This is a genomic window from Streptomyces hygroscopicus (assembly GCF_026168105.1).
Classification (GTDB): domain Bacteria; phylum Actinomycetota; class Actinomycetes; order Streptomycetales; family Streptomycetaceae; genus Streptomyces; species Streptomyces hygroscopicus_D.
Genome location: NZ_LBMW01000022.1, coordinates 109,914 through 127,633 on the forward strand (window position 1 = coordinate 109,914; position 17,720 = coordinate 127,633).

Here is a 17,720-nt window from a genome sequence, read left to right on the forward strand (position 1 = left end):
CCATGCAGTCGCCCCTCCGCTCACGTCCTGGGCCGGGCGCGGGCGGTTACAGTCGCGTGCTCCCACTCGTACAGTGCGTACCGTTCGCGATCGCACTGTGCGTCGTGGGAATCGAGCTCTCTCCTGCGCACTTTCTGTATACCGGCCCCCTCCTCACCGCGACGCCGGCTCTGGCGGCGGTGACGATGGGGCCCAAGGGCACCATCTCGGCAGCGGCATTCGCGCTGGCCGTCAGCGTGGCCACCGCCACCTACAACCAGGCATGGGGAACCCAGCAGGTCTACACCAATCTTCTGGCTCTTCTTCTGGTGTCCGCCGCCGGCGTTGCGATGAGCGGCACCGTCTTCGCTCTCCGCCGGAAGGAACTCGACCAGGTCCGCCGGATCGCTGTCGCGGCGCAAGAGGTCATCCTGCGGCCTGTACCTGCCCGGCTGGGCCCGGTGAGGGCCGCCAGCATGTACCTTGCGGCCGAGACGGGCGCGCAGATCGGCGGTGATCTGTACGAAGCCGTACGCACCCGGTTCGGAGTCCGGTTGATCGTGGGGGACGTCCGGGGCAAGGGGCTGCCCGGCGTGCGCGCGGCCGCAGCCGTCCTGAGCGCCTTCCGGGAGGCCGTGCACTATGAGGACGACCTGGCGGAGGTGTTGAACCACTGCGCGGCCGCCCTACGCCGCGAGGGCGCGGTGCCCGGCGCGGTCGATCCGGAGGCTCAGGCGGAGAGTTTCGTCACGGTGGTCTTGGCTCAGGTTCCGGACAGACGTGTGGTCGAGGTGGTCAACCGCGGCCATCCACCTCCGCTGGTTCTGCGCCAAGGCAGGGTTCAGGCCCTGATGCCCACCTCACCACTGCCGCCGCTCGGCTTGGACGACCTCGTGGCGGACCTTCCTGTCAAAGCGGAGACCTATCCGTTCACACCCGGCGACCGTCTGCTGCTGCACACTGACGGCATCATCGAAGCCCGCAATCGCAACAACGACTTCTTCCCCCTTGCCGAGGCCATGGAAGCGGTGCACCCCTGCTCCCCGCAGGAGTTCCTTCAGCACTTGCACCAGGGGCTGATCCGCCACACCCAGGGTCGCCTGGCGGACGATGCCGCGATGATCCTGGTCGACCGGCTCGACGAAGAGTGCGGCACCGTCGACCATCCCCTCTGAGTACGGCAACCGGGCAACTTGGCATCAGGTCCTCGAGGTGTCCCCGCACCCGGCCCGGAAGCCGAAGGAGCTCTGGAGGCCAACGGCTGTGCACATCACGGCACTTTCGCCTCCCGCATCACATGGGCCGTCGGCGCTGCGATCCGTCTCCCGGCTTCCCTGTTTCATGGCGTCGCACGACCCCAGGGCCTTCCGGATGCGCCGCTTGTTCGCCATTACACCAAATCGTTCGGTAATGCCGACCCACATTCGTTGACCCCGACCGCCTCGGTCCGTAGCGTCCGGTATCGGGACATCACCCCATCAAGGGGCGATACCCGGCCCACCCCGGACCTGGGGCCGAAAGCAGGTCCACGGGCGTCCAGCAATGCCGGCACCCGACAGCTTCCTGTAGGAGGAGCGGTGGCGGACCAGCTAATGAACCCAGGGGCCTGCATGCCGGCGCCCGAGGGCCCCTGCGCCAGCCCGGCAGCACGGCGCGCCCCGCACACATGCGGCGCCGCGCGCCTCTTCGACCCGCCCCTGACGGCCGAGGCAGGAACTCAATGAGGACGGCCGTCCTCACCGGCGCCGAGGACGCCGAGGCGACATCCGTGAACGCGGACCATGTCCTTCCGGTCCCACACATCCTCGAGGCCGTCGCCGCCGTTCGCCGACGGGCGCACGCACTCCTGGCCGACTGGGAGCTGCCCACCGAGAACCTCGAAGTGGCGCTGCTGGTCATCTCCGAGCTGATCACGAACGCGATCGTCCACGCCCTGCCCCCGGCCATGCTCCGACTGCGCTGCAGCGCGAACGAAGGACGCCGCACCCTTCGCATCGAGGTCACGGACAGCGGACCCTCGCCCCAGGCGCGGCGACCGATCGGGGAGCTGGAGCAGGACGAACACGGCCGCGGAATCAGCATCGTCATGGCACTGTCGGCGAGCTGCGGCACCTATGCCCGCCGCGACCGGGTGACCCGCTGGGCCGACCTTCCCGTGACCTGACGGGGGCCCGACGGAAACAGCGGTGGGTCGGCGACCCACAGGCACACAGGTGCATCAGGTCCGCTGCCCTCCGAGAGGCAGCGGACCTGACTCTGTTTCACCGGTGTACGTCGGCTCGGCGTGAAGTCCGACCCAAGGTCAGTTCCAGATGCCGGTGATGTCGGAGGCGTTGGCCGCGGCACCCGCGTGGGTGGTCAGCCCTGCCAGGTCCTCGAGGGTGCGCAGCACGTTGTAGTGGTTGTACTGCGTCGAGGTCGAGCTGCCCGGCGCAACGTGCGCGCCGTAGAACACGGTGGCGATGTGGTTGCTGTGCGAGCTGTCGTCCTCGTCGAAGGTGACGGCCAGAACGCTGTTGTGCGTCTGGGCCCAGGTGGCGTATGCGCTGAGGTTGTTCTTCAGCCAGTTGTCGCCCGTCGCGATGGAGCAGTCGTGCATGTCGTTGCACAGGTTCGGGGTGACGAACGATTCCTTGGGAAGGGTGGTGTAGTCCGTCGGGAACTGAGTGAAGGTGTGGGCCGTGTTGAGCGGGACGTTGTTGAAGGCGAACCACGGGTTGTGCTTCCGGGCGTACTTGGTGGCGGAGTTGGTGCAGACCGTGGAGCCCTGGGAGGGCAGGCCCTCGTTGTAGCTGCCCCAGGTCTTGCCGGCGGCGATGAGCTCGGAACCGAGGTTCGCAGCACTGCTGAACTGCGGGGTGTAGCAGTTGTCGTTGGTGATGCCCTGGTTGTTGCCGGAGAACAGGTCCAGGTAGTTCGGCTGGCTCGGGTGGGTGATGGCGAACGAGTTGGTGAGGTTGGCGCCGCCCGCCTTCAGCGTGTTGTTGAGGTACGGGGCGCTCGAGCTGCCGATGACCTGCTCGTAGGCGTGGTTCTCGAAGACCACCACGACCACGTGGTCGGGGGCGGGGAGCGCGGCGGCCTGCGCGGCCGGGGCAGCGGCCCACATCCCGACCAGGGCGACGGGGAGGGTGGCGGCGAGGGAGAGCGTCCGATGGGAGCGCTTGATGCGGGAGAACAAAGACACGGTAGACCTCCTGTGTGAGCGGTGGATACGGCGTGGGAGGTTGTTGTCTACTGATCAGGCGCTTCTGTTCCGGCGACAGGAGACTAGGGCCGCCCTCTCGCGGCTTTCAGGTGACGAGAGAAGAAGAGACGTCAAACGCTTCTTGGCTGTCGGGGGCTCATCCGACCCTCGTGTTCACCTGCCTGAGGGTTGCCATGACACACCGGCACACGGCTTCAGTCCTTGCCGCCTTCTGGGCGGCGGCGACTGTTCGAGGTGACGGCCTCGTACCGGCGGCGCAAGTGGGCCTGTAGGGCGGCGTGGCGGAACACCACTCAGATCCCGTCGCTCCGAGCGCTTGCTTGGCCACGCATCATGGCAGGTTGATGACACTGCCTCGGTAGCCGCTCGGTCGCTCGGGCAAGCGCGGAAGGTTGTGCTTGGCGGAAGGCTGTTGCCTCGCAGCACTTCGCCCCGTCGGATGGCCGACGGGGCGAAGCTGACTGGGCAGGAGCGGAGTTGACCGACGGCAGAGTTGGCGACGGCTCCGGCCCAGTGCGTTGTCCTCAGCTCACTGACGGGTGTTCACGGCGCCGTCCTCTTGCTGCCGCTGAGCAGTGTGCTGTCCTTGTCTGTCTACTTGGTGAAGGCCGCGACACCGTTCGGGGTGCCCAGGCCTGTCGGGCCGTCGTAGCCCTTGCCCGCCTGGCACAGGTAGTTGCCGCAGGCCCCGTTGGTGCCGTCGGTGACGTCGTTCAGCTTGTCCGGGTGGGCGTACGGGTACGAGGCCGGAACGTCGTTCGCGCCAGGGGCGCCCGCGAGGGCGTAGACACCGGCGATGAACGGCGAGGACGCGCTGGTGCCGCCGTACACGTTCCAGCCGCTGGCCTGATAGCTGTCGTAGACGGCGAGGCCGGTGGCCGGGTCGGCGACGGCCGCGACGTCCGCAACGGTGCGCTTGGCGCAGCCGCTGTCCTTCTGCCAGGACGGCTTGGCGTCGAACTGCGAGCAGCCCGAGCCGGCTCCCTCGCCGCCGGCGGCAGTGCCCCAGACGGACTCGGAGTAGCCGCGCGTGCTGCTGTCCTTCTTGAGCGAGGTGCCCCCGACGGCGGTGACGTACTGCGATGAAGCCGGGTACTCGCTGCCGTAGCCGCTGTCGCCGGAGCTGACGGTGATGGCGACGCCGGGGTGTTTGAAGTACTTTTCGTCCGCGGACGTGTCGTTGGCTTCTTCGCCGCCGCCGTAGCTGTTGGAGATGTACTTGGCGCCCTGCTTGACCGCCTGGTTCACGGCCGCACCGAGGTCGTCCATGTTGGCGGACTTGGCCTCGACGAGCAGGATGTGGCACTGCGGGCAGGCTGCGCTGACCATGTCCACGTCGAGGGAGATCTCTCCTGCCCAACCGGCGTCGGGAGCCGGGTAGTTCGAGCCGCCGTCCTGGTCGGTCTTCTTGAAGCAGCCGTTGCTGGTGCTGCACTCGGGCAGGCCGTACTGGGACCGGTAGGTCGCCAGATCCTTCTCGGCGTTCGGGTCGTCGTTCGCGTCGACGATCGCGACGGTGGCGCCCTTGCCGCCTTCCTTGGGGAGGTTGTATGCGGCCTGCAGGTCGTTCGGTCCGAAGCCCTTGGGGGTGTCGTGGCGGCCGAGGGACTTCAGCGACTTGAGGTCGGTGCGGACAACCGCTTCGCACGCCATGTAGCCGGGTTTGCTCGGCTCCGAGCAGAGCCGGTGGGTGGACACTGTCGTGGCCGCAGGCGACGCCGTGGTCGTCGTCGCGAAGGCCGCCGACTGTGAAGCGGCGGCCAGGCCGCCGGTTATCAGAGCCGCTGCCGACAGCAGTGCCGGTGCACCGCGACGTATCAGGTTCCTTCTGCGATGAGAACGCAATGAAATGCCCTCCGTGGGGGGATGGATGGCTCCACGACGGCCATCGAGGCAGCGGTCATGTCGCGAACATGACAACTGCCCGATGTTGGGGCGCCGGAGTGGGCCGAGGTCCGGGCATGGTGCTCAGGTACTGCCACCCCGTTCAGTGGTGGCTACAGATAAAACTATTGACAGTTTGCCCAAGGGAACAGAGGGAGTTGGTAAAACCTTCCCCTCGACTTCGGGGCCCTGGCGTATACGTTGTGCCGCCATGGAGCTGGAAGAAGGACCCATCAACGACCTGATGTCGCTCGGCCTGGCCCAGTACGAGGCGCGGGTCTACCTGGCGCTCATCAGGCGTGATTCATACACGGCCACCGAGGTGGCCCGGGAAGCCGGCGTGCCGCGCCAGCGGGTCTACGACGTGCTGGAAGCGCTCGTACGGCGGCGTCTGGCCACCACTCACCCGGGACGAGTGACCAAGTACTCCGCCGTCACGCCCGAGTTGGCGCTCGCGCGGCTGATGGCTCTGCGACGCGAGTCCGTGGACCGGCTGGAGCGGCTCTCGGAAGGGTTGGCCAGGGCCCTGCAGCCACTGTGGTCCGAGGGCCGGGCGCACACCGATCCGCTGGACTACATCGAGATTCTGCGGGACCCGAAGGCGATCTCCGAGCGCTTCGCCGACATCCAGCGGCAGGCGCGACACGAACTTCTCACTTTCTGCAAGCCGCCCTTCGTTGCGCCCGCCGAGAACGCTGAGGGCATCAAGGTGGTCCAGCGGCTCCATCGGGCGGGCGGCACGGTCCGGGCGATCTACCTCAACGACGCCCTGGGCAACCCCAAGACGGCGGAGCATGTCCGGCGCTTCTCCTCCGCGGGGGAGGAGGCCCGCTTCGCCCCCGAGCTGCCGCTGAAACTCGTCATCGCCGACGCTTCCTTCGTACTGTGCGACATGCCCGACCCGGTGGCCGGCGCGGGCTCCACCACCACGCTCTTCATCGAGCACCCGGCCCTGGCAGGCTGCCTGCGGCTGGCGTTTCACACCGTTTGGGAGGGCGCGGCACCTGCGCCGGACTCCAGCCTGCTGCCGAAAGCACACGACCGCTGAGGCCGTCGAGCGCGCCGCACCCTGATGTTGGCCGCCGGGTTCCTGGACCGTGGGAAGTCGGCGGACCTCAGCCTTTGGAATGTGCGGCGGGCCTCGTCCTCGATCTGCGCCCATGCGTGGGGTGTGACCGGGGCGAGTTCACGGTGGAGGTTGTTCATCCCGCTGGGCGCGGACACGCGATCACGCTCCTTTGAGACTGCCGATACCCAGGGAACCCTCGTTCGCCGTGGCGCCCGTGGGTGGGGCGGGCGGAACCTCGAGGAAGTCGGCGCTCGGCACGTGGAAGAGGCAGCCGGTGATCGCGGTGGAGAAGTCGAGGATGCGGTCGTGAGTGTTGGGACGGTCTCCGAGGAACATGTTCCGCAGCATGTGCTCGATCACCTCGGGAGTACGTGCGTAGCCAATGAAATAGGTACCGAATTCCCTTTCTCCGATCCGGCCGAACGGCATGTTGTCACGTACGATTTTCCGCTCGCTGCCGTCCTCGTCGGTTACCGTGTTCAGGGCTACGTGGGAGTCCAGGGGCTTGATGTCGTCCGGCAGTTCGACGTTGGCCAGCTTTGTCCGGCCGATAATCTTCTCCTGCTGCTCCGTGGCCAGCGTGTTCCAGGCGGTAAGGTCGTGAAAATACTTCTGGACGATTACGTAGCTGCCGCCCGCGAAATCTCGGTCCTCATCACCGATGAACACCGCGTCGGCCGCGAGCTTGCCCTCCGGGTTCTCGGTGCCGTCGACGAAGCCTAGGAGGTCTCGCTCGTCGAAGGACTTGAAGCCGTGAACCTCGTCCACCACGGCGACGGTTCCGTGGAGACGTTCGCCGATCTGCCGGGCCAGTTCGAAACAGAGATCCATGCGGCGGGCCCGCAGGTGGAAGAGGAGGTCGCCCGGGGTGGACGGAGCGTGGTGACGGGAGCCTGTCAGCGGCACGAAGGGATGCAGATCGCGAGGACGCGGTCCGTCGAAGAGCCGGTCCCATGCCGTGGAGCCGATGCCGACGACGCAGGTGAGGCCGGCATCCGGATCCCGGAAACCCACCGATCGCGTCAATCCGGCCACATCGGGAAGAAGGCCGCGAACAACGGCCTCGCCGCCGGGCATGATGGTGCACACCAGGAACAAGGCGGACTTCGCCGGCGGGGCGATCACGGACTGCGACTCGGCCACAGGGCCCGCCTCCTAGCTAGTGCGGCCGCGACATCACGCGGAGGTGCTCGGCCGGGGGGCTGCGGGTTCCAGCCGGACCACGATTCCCTTCGACGTCGGTTGGTTGCTGATCTCGGCCACGCTGTCCAGAGGCACCAGGACCTGGGTCTCCGGGTAGTACGCGGCTGCGGAGCCCCGCGCGGTCGGGTACGCCACCACTTGGAAGTCCTCGGCGCGGCGCTTGCCGTTGTCCGCCCACACACCGACCAAGTCGACACGCTGTCCTTCGGCCAGGCCGAGTTCGGACAGGTCTGCCGGGTTGACGAGCACCACCCGGCGGTTTCCGTGGATGCCCCGGTAGCGGTCGTTGGACGTGTAGGGGACGGTGTTCCACTGGTCGTGGGAGCGCAGCGTCTGCAGCAGCAGGTGCCCCTCGGGAATGTGCGGCATCTCCCAGGCATTGCGGGTGAACAGTGCCTTGCCCGACGGGGTGGGGAACACGCCTTCGTTGACCGGGTTCGGCAGCCTGATGCCGCCGGGGCGTGCCACCCGTCGGTTGAAATCGTACAGTCCTGGCACGATGCGGGAGATCCGGTCACGGATCGCTCCGTAGTCGGCCTCGAACTTCTCCCACGGGATGTCCGCTGTGCCGTTGAGGGTGCGGCGGGCGAGCCGGCACAGAATGGCGACTTCGCTCAGCAGGAGCTTGGAGGCCGGCTGCAGCCGCCCACGGGATGTGTGCACCTCGCTCATCGAGTTCTCCACGGTGACGAACTGCTCCCCGCCGGACTGGATGTCCCGTTCGGTGCGGCCGAGGGTCGGCAGGATGAGCGCGGTCCGGCCACAGACGGTATGGGACCTGTTGAGCTTGGTCGAAATGTGGGCGGTCAGGCGGCACTTGCGCATGGCGTCCTCGGTGACCGCGCTGTCCGGAGCGGCCCGGACGAAATTGCCCGCGACGCCGAGGAACAGCTTGATGCGGCCCTCACGCATCGCTTTGATGGAGTTCACGGAGTCCAGTCCGTGGGCGCGAGGCGGGTCGAAACCGAACTCCTGCTGCAGCGCGTCCAGGAACGAGTCCGGCATCTGCTCCCAGACGCCCATGGTCCGGTCGCCCTGCACGTTGCTGTGCCCGCGTACCGGGCAGGCTCCGGCGCCTGCCCGGCCGAGGTTTCCGCGCAGCATCAGGAAGTTCACGATCTCCCGGACGGTGGGGACGCCGTGCTTGTGCTGCGTCACTCCCATGGCCCAGCAGACGATGACGCGTTCGCTGCGCAGTACCTCGTCGCGGACCTGCTCGATCTCCTTGCGTGTCAGCCCGGTCGCGGTGAGAACGTCTTCCCAGGAGATCGCGCGGACGTGCTCGGAGAACTCCTCGAATCCACTCGTGTTGGAGCTGATGAAGTCATGGTCCAGGACTTTTCCTGGCCGGGCGTCCTCGGCTTCCAGCAGCAGCCGGTTCAGCCCCTGGAACAACGCCAGGTCGCCACCGGGACGAATATGGAGGAACCGATCGGCGATCCGGATGCCGTGCCCGATCACGCCGCGTGCTTTCTGCGGGTCCTTGAACCTCAGCAGTCCGGCTTCGGGCAGCGGATTCACCGCGATGATGCGGGCGCCGTTCAGCTTCGCCTGTTCCAGCGCGGAGAGTTGCCGTGGATGGTTGGATCCGGGGTTCTGCCCGACCAGGAAGATCAGGTCGGCGTGGTGGAGGTCGTGCAGGCTGACCGTTCCCTTGCCCGTGCCCAGTGTTTCGTACAGGGCGAAGCCGCTGGACTCGTGGCACATGTTGCTGCAGTCGGGCAGGTTGTTGGTACCCAAGGCCCGGGCGAAGAGCTGGAGGACGAAGGCGGCCTCGTTGCTGACCCTGCCGGAGGTGTAGAAGACCGCCTCGTCGGGAGAGCCGAGCGAGGTCAGCTCCGCGGCGAGCAGTCCGATGGCGTCGTTCCAGCTGATCGGCTCGTAGTTGTCGGACCCCGGCCGCTTGACCATCGGTTCGGTGAGCCGTCCTTGACTGTTCAACCACATGTCGGATCTGCGACCCAGCTCGGAGACCGTGTGTCCGCGGAAGAAGTCCCCGGTGATGCGGCGCGTCGTCGCCTCGTCGTTGATGTGTTTGGCACCGTTCTCGCAGTACTCGTTGCGGTGTCTGTGGCCTGGAGAGGGATCCGCCCACGCGCAGCCGGGACAGTCGATTCCGCCCACCTGGTTCATGGTCAGGAGCGTCACTCCGGCTCTCCGCGGGGACGTCTCCTCCAGGGAGTACTCCAGTGCGTGCACCACCGCGGGAACTCCCGCAGCCCATTTCTTCGGCGGAGTCACGGTGAGCGCGTCTTCGGGCTCCTCGCCGGGTGGCTTCTTCATCAATTGCCTCTCGCTTGCCAGGTTCCTGGACGAGGATCAACCGACAGGCCAGCAGGGCACCCGGCTCCTTGGCGGTTGCGGTTCCGCGGGCCGTACGTGTCCGTTGTGGATGGTTCCCCGCCAGCCCCCGCCCTCTTGCCCCAGCCCCTCGATGAACTCCTTGAAGTGCCCGAGCTCGAACCGCACGACACGGCCGACCACACGGGGAACGTTGGTGGGCACGCCTGCGACGCTGCGCGGCTCGACCTGCATCCGCACGGTGACCGCCGTACCACCCGCCGCGGTGGGCCGGAACGACACCTCGCCCCGGTGGGACGGGTGCCGCTCGAGGCTCCGCCAGGCCAGATGCGAGTCGGGCTCCTGCTCCACGATCTCGGCCTCGAACTCGCGGTGCACCGGTCCAAGGCCGATGACCCACGCCGTGACGGAGGGCCCGACCTGCTCGACCCGCTTCACCACGGCCATGAACCGGGGAAAGCTCTTGAACTGGGTCCACTGGTTGTACGCGGTACGCACCGGCACCGCGACCTCGATCATTTCCTCAATGGTATTCATGGCACACCAGCCTTAAGGCGCCGCTGTCCTCCAGTGTTGCCGTCCGGCCGACAGGTCGCCATACGGATCTTCTCCCAGGGGTGAGCGTGGGCTTTTCCTGAGCGATGCGACGCAGAATGCGTGAGACCGTGTGGCGCCCTTGCAACGCCCTGACCTGCGAGGAGCTCACCCCGCAGCGGGGGCCGACGGATCGGCTCCCCTCATGGTCCGCCCGGGCTAACAAACCGCGCACATCCCCGGCGTCCGGCGGCAAAATACCTATGGATGCTCCGGGCGGCTGCTTCCCCTCGTTGCTCCGCGCACGTCCAACAGCACGCGCCCAGGAACAAACACCCCGGAATGAAGATGACACATGGCGTGCTGGGAGGATCCGTGCACGAAACACCGCTGAGCAAGGTCGTCGACGAGCTCTTGCGTCTGCGCCGCGGCACCTCACACACCTCGCGGGATCGGTCGGCGCCCGCCGGCTTCGGGTTGGATCCCGCACTTGTCGGCGACTTCGTCGCCGGCACGCTGGGGCCCCAGGGGGAGGCGGCACTCGCTGACCAGGTGGCGCGGCTCCTGCCCTTCCACTGGGCCTTGCCCAACAAGCTCACCGAGGCGATGACGCAGGTCATCGACCACCTCGGCGGTCAACGTGATCTGATGGCCTGGCTGGACGGGCACTCGGGCCTGCCACGGCTGGTGGCAAGGCTGTACGTCCTTATGGGACTCCTTGATCAATTCAGCGAAGAGCCCGCGGTTGTCACCGCGCTGCGCGAATCCCGGGAGCAGACGCCCTGTCCACCCGGTCTCCAGGGTTACCTGGTACCGGAAACCGACGACGAAACCCTCGGCAGCATCGCCTTCAAAATCGAGGAGCTGCTGGGCGACGGTCGGGAAAAGGAAGCCGTTGAGCTTGCGCTGGCCACTGCGGCGTGGCTCCGCCAGGCCGCGCCGCGCGCGGAACAACTCGACCCCAGGGTCGGTGACCTGGGCGAGCTGATGGACCATATTCGCCAGGACATCCAGGCTTCCTCAGCCGAAGCCTGAGCATCGCGCTTCCGGGCCGGAGTGGGCCGACGAGGAAGTCACCCACCTTTTTCAAGAGTTGTCGGGTGATGAAGCCACCTTTCCAAGAGTTGTCGGGGGTGACGCCGAGTCGGTGGGCGGCACCGTGGTGACCTTCGATGCGCGACGTGACCCAGCCAGTACAACACCCCCGACGTGTCGCCGCCGCGCTTCAACTGCCGCGCGCAGCATCGAGCCGAGGGCCAGAACGCGCCACGTACACCCCGTGGGGTCCGCGGTGCCGACCTCGTCGGCCACTGCGGTCGGCGATCCGGTTGAGTGTGCCGATAATCTTGCGCCCGTCCGGGGGCCGAGCGGGGTCGCCCGGGGTCTGCAGACCACGGGCACGCGGCGTACGCGGCTCGGCACACGAGGGGGATGTTGAGGCCGATGGGCGATGGCACCACGGGTGAGTCGGGCGCCGGGCTGCGTACGGTGGGCCACGGCCGGTATGTGCTGCGGCAGCAACTGGGCCAGGGGGGCATGGCCAGCGTCCACCTCGCACACGACTCCGTGCTGGAGCGCCCGGTGGCGGTCAAGACGCTCCACACCGACCTGGGCCGCGAGGCGTCCGTCCGCGAGCGGTTCCGCCGCGAGGCACAGGCGGTGGCGCGGCTGAGCCACACCAACATTGTCGCGGTCTACGACAGCGGTGAGGACGTCGGTCCGGACGCCGGCACGGTGCCGTACATCGTCATGGAGTACGTCGAGGGCGCGACGCTGTCCTCCATGCTCCGAGAGGAGATCGACAAGCACGGAGCAATGCCTTCCGACCGTGCCCTGAGGATCACCGCGGATGTGCTCTCGGCGCTGGCCGCCTCCCATGAGCAGGGCCTGGTCCACCGCGACATCAAGCCGGGCAATGTCATGGTCACCCCGCGCGGGGTGGTGAAGGTGATGGACTTCGGCATCGCTCGCGCGCTGCAGTCCGGTGTGACGTCCATGACGCAGACCGGCATGGTGGTGGGCACGCCCCAGTACCTCTCGCCGGAGCAGGCGCTGGGCAAGAGCATCGACGCCCGAGCGGACCTGTACTCGGTGGGCTGCATGCTGTTCGAACTGCTCACCGGGCGGCCGCCGTTCGACGGGGACACTGCCTTCTCCCTCGCCTACAAGCACGTCCAGGAGAAGCCGCCCGCGCCGTCCAGCGTCAACCGGGCGATCAGCCCGGCGGTGGACGCCCTGGTGGCCCAGGCACTGAGCAAGGACCCGGCGCACCGCTTCCCGACGGCCGAGGTGATGCGGGGCGAGGTGCATCGGGTGCTGTCCGGTCCGCCGAGCGGGGCGAAGGCGGCGCCGAACGGAGCGTCGGCAGGCCATGACCACCCCCCCGCGGCAGACCGGACCCCGTCGGCGGCCCTGGAAGCCGCGTCCGTACCCACGGTGTCCGACGCCCTACCGCCCGCACAGAGCCAGAACCGGCACTCCTCGCTCTCTGACCGCACAGTCGGCAGGGACATGGCCCCGGGCGTCACTCCAGCGAAGCATCCGCGACGACGTCGTGTCGTCTATGCCGCCGGTGCGGCCGTGGTCCTCGCGGTCGTGGGAACCGCCGCGGCCCAACTCCTCCCGGATCACAGCGGTCCCACCAAGGGCTCGCAGAGCAAGGCGTCTCAGGAGAGAAGGATCCGGGCATCCGGAGGCTTCACCGCCGCATCCCCGTGGCGGCTCGTCGTCAGCGACCAGATCGGGGGCCAGGACAACGGCTGCACCGTTACGCTGACCAACACCAGCACCGGTCAACAGAACGTGCTCGAGAACTACGGCACCAAGTCGTTCCTGATACACACCTCAGGACCGTTTCGCTGGGCGGCCGACAACCCGGGCTGCGAAGTGGTCCACCGATCCGGAGCGGGAGCCGCGGTGCCGCCCTTCACCCGGGAATACGGCACGGGCGACACCGAAGCCTTCACCGCGCGAGGACCGATAGCCGTGAAGGTGGTGGACTTCAACGGCGCCGGCGACTGCAGGCTGGATCTGCGCGACGCTGCAAACGGAGAGGCCGTGGACCTGGGTACGGCCACCAGAGGCGGCGGCCCGCTGAAGCTCGACCCGAGCGGACACCCCCAGGTGTACCTCGCGGATCTGCAGTGCAGTGTGAAGGTCTCCGCTGCCCGCGGCTGAGCAGCTGTGTCGAGTCCTGACATGACAACTTGAAAGGTTGTCAGTGCAGGTCGGAGGCTTGTTGTTTCGGGTGGATCCGCCCGAAACAACAAGGTGGGCGTCGGCCGGCGCGGTGCGTACGTCGGCCGTACGGGCACGCCTCATCCGACGCTCAGAGGCTCGGGCGCCGCCGGGCGACGAGGGCAGCGATGTCGTCGTCGAGCTCGCCGCCGCTGTACGCGATCAGGTCGCGGTGGAGATGTTCGAGGAGCTGGTGGGGCGCCTCGCCGCTCCATGAGCGGATGCGTTGGAGGAAGGGATAGAAGGCCCCGGAGCGGTCGCGGGTCTCGGTGACCCCGTCGGTGTACAGCAGGAGCTGGTCCCCGGGGTGGAAGGGGGCGAGGTCGACGTGGTACCCGCCGCTCACCAGCATGCCCAGGTTGAGCGGCGGCGAGGGAGCGGCGGGCTGCAGCTCCCGGACCTCGCCGCGGTGCAGCAGCAGCGGGGGCGGGTGGCCGCAGGTGACGGTCCGGACGACCGGTTCATCGTCAGGGATCTCGGCGAGGAGAGCGGTGATGAAACGTTCAGCGATCTCCGAGCCCGCGACCCCCGGGTACTGGGAAGCGTGGCGGCTCATGCTCGTCTCCAGGCGGCGCGCGAGGTGGGGCAGGTCGGGCGCGTCGTGGGCGGCCTCACGGAAGGCGCTGAGCAGCGTCGCGGCCGTCTGGATCGCGAGCAGGCCCTTGCCGCGTACGTCGCCTATGAGCAGCCGTACGCCGTGCGGGATGCGTATCGCCTCGTACAGGTCGCCGCCGATCCGGGCTTCCGCCGCGGCGGCCAGGTACATGCTCTCGAGCGTGACCTGACCGAGGTGTCGCGGTACCGGATGCAGCACCGCCAGCTGGGCGGTCTCGGCCACTGAGCGAACCTGAACCAGCTGATGGGCGCGTCGGCCCAGCAGGCGGTTGAAGAAGACGGCGAATACCGCAATCGCCGCGAGGGTGGCCAGCTCGGAGTAGGCGGTGGCATCCCGCAGCCCGTTGAAGTCCACCATCAGGCCGACAAAGACGGCGCACGCGCCCACTCCGATGAGCACGGTCCCCCACAGGGGCAGCAGCGCGGCGGCAGAAACCATGGCCGTGGCGAGGAAGGCATCCGGCCGGACGTCGCGGGGTGTGAAGAGGCCGATGAACAGACCGATGAACAACAGCAGAGCAGGCACCACGGGCAGCAACCTGCCCCGCACACCAGCTCTGTGCGTGACTCCGCGTTCCTCAGGAGACCTCGCCACCGTGCCGCTCCCCAAGGTCGCACAGGTCGAGCAGCAGCCAAGGTCCGGAGGCCAGGCCACCGGTTTGGGCAATTTTATCGCTGTTCGTCCGTAGCCTACGACCTACGAACAACCCGGGTGTGGCGGGTCGCGGCGGTGATCATCATCGGCTGCTTCATGACCACCATTCGTGGGTGTTCCATTAATAGGTATACCCATGATAGGACTATGCTGCAAACATGCAGACAGATGCCTCCGTCACCCGCCCTCCGGTCCTTCTGAACCTGCCCGTGTTCGCGCTGTCACACCTCGGCCGGGTCGCCCGCGGCGCGACCAGGACCGCGTTCGCGCACGAAGGACTCTCCTCCCGTGCGCACTTCGTCCTGCTGTGCCTTCACAAGTACGGCGAGCTGTCCCAGCGTGACTTGTCCGACCGCATCGCCATGGACCGCAGCGACCTCGTCAAACTCATCGACGGACTGGAGCAGTCCGGGCATCTTCAGCGCCGGCCCGATCCGAACGACCGTCGGCGCCACGCGCTTTCCATCTCCCCGCTGGGAGTGGAGGCGCTCGGGAGGGGTGAGCGGATCCTGCATCAGGCGACCGACGAAGTCCTGGCGCGGCTCAGCCCCGACGAGCGGATTGCGTTGCACCGGCTCGTGCTGCGGGCTCTCGGTGCCGACATCGACGCCGACGCCGACAGGGACGGGACGGCGACATCAACGCCGACATCGACTGGCTGACCCATGAAGCTGGATCGGTGACGGAGAGCTGAAGGATTCGCGCCCTGCCCCCAGAGGTCATGAGAGCCTCGGAATCGATTGACCGATATCGCCGGGGTGGTTAGGCATGCAATCGTGACAGTAGGCCATCACGGTGGGTGGTTAAGCCCGCGGTGCGGGCCCTGCCGGTACTGAGCGAGGCCCGGCCACCGCGCGGGGTTTCGTCGCCGGACTGCCGTGGCTCGGATCGGCCGCTGTCGCCGACGGCGGGGACCCGCAGATATGCCGCTGTGGTCAGTCTGTTGGACTGAATGTCCACAGCAGGTTGCTGTGCTGCTGCCATGTCCACTGCTTGGTCATGGAACCGGAGGCGACCGGGCCGCCGCCGTCGAGGACCAGTCCCGTGGTGCGGTTGGCGATCGAGTACTGGCCGGAGCCGCGATTGATGATCTTCCACTGCTGGTTGGGACCGCCGTTCCACACCGCCTGCCGGGCCGGGGCGCCGTCGCCGGTGGATCCCCAGCCGTCGGCGACCATGCTGTTGGTGCGGTTGACGAGCTTGTAGTAGCCGTTACCAAGGTCGACCGCCTGCCACTGGAGGTTGCTGCTGTCCACCGGCGTCCATTGCTTGAGGTTCGAGCCGCTGGTGACGTTGCCGCCGCTGTCGAGGGCCAGGCGGTCCGTGACATTGATCAGGAGGAAGTGGGCGGCGGGGTTGAACGTCACCTTCAGCGAGGCGATGGCGTCGTTGTTGCCGGTCGCCCGCAGGTCGGAGGTGTCCGCGGTGAACGTCCAGGCGGTGCCGGTGAAGTTGTCGCCGGAGTAACCCGTCAACTGGTAACCGTCCGGCACCAGAATCGAGGAGATGCCGGCGGGCGCGATGCCCGTGGCCGACAGCTGGGAGGAGGTGTAGCCGCCCAGCGGCAGTTTGGCACTGGGCCCGGAACGGGAGTAGCCGACGTCTCGGAACACCGTCACGGAAGCATTGGGCGCGGGCATCCCGTTGACCTCGACGCAGACCACGGAGTCGTCGGTGTTCGGCGCGGTGGCTGGCACCGTGACGTTGATGTGGCTGCCGCCGACGGTGTAGTTGAGTGAAGCCGAGGGGCTGTTCATCAGGTACACGCGGCTGATCGTGTTGTCGATCTCCGGGATCCGGAGCACGCCGTTCGTGGGCCAGGCGAAGACATGGGCGAAGAGCTTGCCGCTCTTCTTGGTGATCTTGCCCCAGTCCGGCTCGGTGGCGAACGGGCTGCCGCTCGTGCCGTGGATGCTGTCGCTGTACGTCGACATCCAGGAAGCCAGGCCGTTGAGGATGGTCACGGATTCGTCGGTGACTGAGCCGTCGCCCTTGGGGCCGATGTTCAACAGGAGGTTGCCGTCCCTGGACACGACCGTGACGAGCTCCTGGACGACGTCCTTGACGGATCGGTAGGAGGCCGAGGTCTCCTTCGAGGCGTCGTAGCCCCAGGCGCCGTTCATGGTGGAACACTTCTCCCACGGCCGGTTCATCGGGGTATCGGGCACACCGAACTCCGCGACCGCGTAGTCGCCGAGGCCCAGGTCACGCTTGACGCGTTCGTTGACGACGAGGTTGGGCTTGCGGGCGATCAGCCAGTCGTAGAGGCCGACGCCATCCGACCGGAGCCACCAGTCGTTCAGGGTGGCGCTGCTGGGTTCGGCGAACCAGTCGCCGTCGAACCACAGGAGCGCCGGGTCGTAGCGGTCCAGCAGCTCTTGCAGTTGGGCCTTCATGTCGGCGATGTACGCGGTGCGGGCGGCCTGCGAGGACATCGTGGTGAGACCGCCACTGCGGATGATCTGGGAGGGATGGTTCCAGTCCATGATCGAGTAGTACAGGCAGAACTTGATGCCCCGGCTCTCGCACTCGGCCTTGAGTGCCGCCAGCAGGTCGCTCCGGCAGCCGGCGTAGTCGTGGAGGTTGTACCGCTTGGTTCCGGTGGTGTCTGTGGAGCCCGCGACGTTCGAGTCCCACATCGCGAAGCCCTCGTGGTGCTTGGCCGTGATCACGAGGTACTTCATGCCTGCGTTCTTGGCCAGTTCGGCGATGGTGGCGGGGCTGAACACGGTGGGGTTGAAGGGCTTGCTGACCTGGGTCTGGTAGTCGGCCTTGCTCCAGCCGTTGCTGAACGCCCACTCGCCTCTGCCGAGGTAGGAGTAAGAACCGAAGTGGATGAACATCCCGAACCGGGCCTGGTACCACCAGTCCAACTTTGAGGGGACGGAGTATGCCTGGGCCGCCGACCACAGTCCCTGGGGGAGCCCGAAGGCCACGCTGCCTCCGGCGAGCGCGGCGGCCTTGAAGAGGGAGCGTCTGGTGAGGGGGCCAGGTGGCATGGTGCGGCTCCTGGGGTGTCGGCGGATACGAGTTGG

At 67.3% G+C, this 17,720-nt stretch carries 13 protein-coding genes and 1 pseudogene; 6 read left to right on the forward strand and 8 right to left on the reverse strand.

Annotation, left to right across the window (positions count from 1 at the left end):
- Positions 1 to 104 precede the first annotated feature (104 nt).
- Both AAW14_RS21740 and AAW14_RS21745 read left to right on the forward strand, forming a co-directional pair.
- A complete protein-coding gene (locus AAW14_RS21740; RefSeq protein WP_322741090.1) occupies positions 105 to 1,154 on the forward strand; it encodes a PP2C family protein-serine/threonine phosphatase in 1,050 nt (349 codons plus the stop codon).
- A gap of 545 nt (positions 1,155 to 1,699) precedes the next feature.
- Positions 1,700 to 2,143, forward strand: coding sequence for an ATP-binding protein (locus tag AAW14_RS21745; protein ID WP_265565585.1), 444 nt, complete (start codon positions 1,700 to 1,702; stop codon positions 2,141 to 2,143).
- A 138-nt stretch (positions 2,144 to 2,281) separates the two neighbouring features.
- Here AAW14_RS21745 and AAW14_RS21750 read toward each other — a convergent pair whose 3' ends face one another.
- Both AAW14_RS21750 and AAW14_RS21755 read right to left on the reverse strand, forming a co-directional pair.
- A complete protein-coding gene (locus tag AAW14_RS21750) occupies positions 2,282 to 3,166 on the reverse strand; it encodes an alkaline phosphatase family protein (protein ID WP_265565586.1) in 885 nt (294 codons plus the stop codon).
- A 615-nt stretch (positions 3,167 to 3,781) separates the two neighbouring features.
- Entirely contained in the window at positions 3,782 to 5,008 is a 1,227-nt protein-coding gene (locus AAW14_RS21755) for a S53 family peptidase (protein WP_265565609.1), read from the reverse strand.
- Between the two features lie 274 nt (positions 5,009 to 5,282).
- Here AAW14_RS21755 and AAW14_RS21760 point away from each other — a divergent pair, with 274 nt between their 5' ends.
- The gene (locus AAW14_RS21760) at positions 5,283 to 6,119 is read left to right on the forward strand and encodes a TrmB family transcriptional regulator (protein ID WP_265565587.1); all 837 of its coding nucleotides are present in this window, start codon (positions 5,283 to 5,285) and stop codon (positions 6,117 to 6,119) included.
- Positions 6,120 to 6,190: 71 nt separating this feature from the next.
- Here AAW14_RS21760 and AAW14_RS21765 read toward each other — a convergent pair.
- The 4 genes and pseudogenes from AAW14_RS21765 to AAW14_RS21780 form a co-directional block, all read right to left on the reverse strand.
- Positions 6,191 to 6,277: pseudogene (locus tag AAW14_RS21765) on the reverse strand (encapsulin); the annotation flags it as partial.
- Positions 6,278 to 6,299: 22 nt separating this feature from the next.
- A complete protein-coding gene (locus tag AAW14_RS21770) occupies positions 6,300 to 7,283 on the reverse strand; it encodes a Dyp-type peroxidase (RefSeq protein ID WP_265565588.1) in 984 nt (327 codons plus the stop codon).
- Positions 7,284 to 7,316: 33 nt separating this feature from the next.
- Positions 7,317 to 9,626 (reverse strand): FdhF/YdeP family oxidoreductase, encoded by a 2,310-nt coding sequence (locus AAW14_RS21775; protein WP_265565589.1) that lies wholly within the window; start codon positions 9,624 to 9,626, stop codon positions 7,317 to 7,319.
- Between the two features lie 36 nt (positions 9,627 to 9,662).
- The gene (locus AAW14_RS21780) at positions 9,663 to 10,181 is read right to left on the reverse strand and encodes an SRPBCC family protein (protein WP_265565590.1); all 519 of its coding nucleotides are present in this window, start codon (positions 10,179 to 10,181) and stop codon (positions 9,663 to 9,665) included.
- A 339-nt stretch (positions 10,182 to 10,520) separates the two neighbouring features.
- On the opposite strand from AAW14_RS21780, the gene AAW14_RS21785 reads away from it, so the two are divergent.
- Complete coding sequence (locus AAW14_RS21785; protein WP_265565591.1) at positions 10,521 to 11,213, forward strand: hypothetical protein; 693 nt, start codon at positions 10,521 to 10,523, stop codon at positions 11,211 to 11,213.
- A 408-nt stretch (positions 11,214 to 11,621) separates the two neighbouring features.
- Complete coding sequence (locus AAW14_RS21790; protein ID WP_265565592.1) at positions 11,622 to 13,355, forward strand: protein kinase domain-containing protein; 1,734 nt, start codon at positions 11,622 to 11,624, stop codon at positions 13,353 to 13,355.
- A 151-nt stretch (positions 13,356 to 13,506) separates the two neighbouring features.
- Here the strand turns inward: AAW14_RS21790 and AAW14_RS21795 are convergent, their stop codons facing one another.
- Positions 13,507 to 14,559 carry a PP2C family protein-serine/threonine phosphatase gene (locus AAW14_RS21795; RefSeq protein WP_265565593.1) on the reverse strand — a complete coding sequence of 351 codons (1,053 nt, stop codon included), beginning with the start codon at positions 14,557 to 14,559 and terminating at the stop codon, positions 13,507 to 13,509.
- Positions 14,560 to 14,843: 284 nt separating this feature from the next.
- Between AAW14_RS21795 and AAW14_RS21800 the strand changes: the two genes are divergently transcribed.
- Complete coding sequence (locus AAW14_RS21800; protein WP_265565594.1) at positions 14,844 to 15,347, forward strand: MarR family winged helix-turn-helix transcriptional regulator; 504 nt, start codon at positions 14,844 to 14,846, stop codon at positions 15,345 to 15,347.
- A gap of 273 nt (positions 15,348 to 15,620) precedes the next feature.
- Here the strand turns inward: AAW14_RS21800 and AAW14_RS21805 are convergent, their stop codons facing one another.
- Complete coding sequence (locus tag AAW14_RS21805) at positions 15,621 to 17,684, reverse strand: alpha-L-fucosidase (RefSeq protein ID WP_265565595.1); 2,064 nt, start codon at positions 17,682 to 17,684, stop codon at positions 15,621 to 15,623.
- Between the last annotated feature and the right edge of the window lie 36 nt (positions 17,685 to 17,720).

Excerpts from the sequence above, each read along its gene's own strand:
- AAW14_RS21800 (WP_265565594.1), top strand. The coding sequence starts at position 14,844 with ATGCAGACAGATGCCTCCGTCACCCGCCCTCCGGTCCTTCTGAACCTG.
- AAW14_RS21760 (WP_265565587.1), top strand. The coding sequence starts at position 5,283 with ATGGAGCTGGAAGAAGGACCCATCAACGACCTGATGTCGCTCGGCCTG.
- AAW14_RS21780 (WP_265565590.1), bottom strand. The coding sequence starts at position 10,181 with ATGAATACCATTGAGGAAATGATCGAGGTCGCGGTGCCGGTGCGTACC.
- AAW14_RS21745 (WP_265565585.1), top strand. The coding sequence starts at position 1,700 with ATGAGGACGGCCGTCCTCACCGGCGCCGAGGACGCCGAGGCGACATCC.
- AAW14_RS21775 (WP_265565589.1), bottom strand. The coding sequence starts at position 9,626 with ATGAAGAAGCCACCCGGCGAGGAGCCCGAAGACGCGCTCACCGTGACT.
- AAW14_RS21785 (WP_265565591.1), top strand. The coding sequence starts at position 10,521 with ATGAAGATGACACATGGCGTGCTGGGAGGATCCGTGCACGAAACACCG.
- AAW14_RS21790 (WP_265565592.1), top strand. The coding sequence starts at position 11,622 with ATGGGCGATGGCACCACGGGTGAGTCGGGCGCCGGGCTGCGTACGGTG.
- AAW14_RS21805 (WP_265565595.1), bottom strand. The coding sequence starts at position 17,684 with ATGCCACCTGGCCCCCTCACCAGACGCTCCCTCTTCAAGGCCGCCGCG.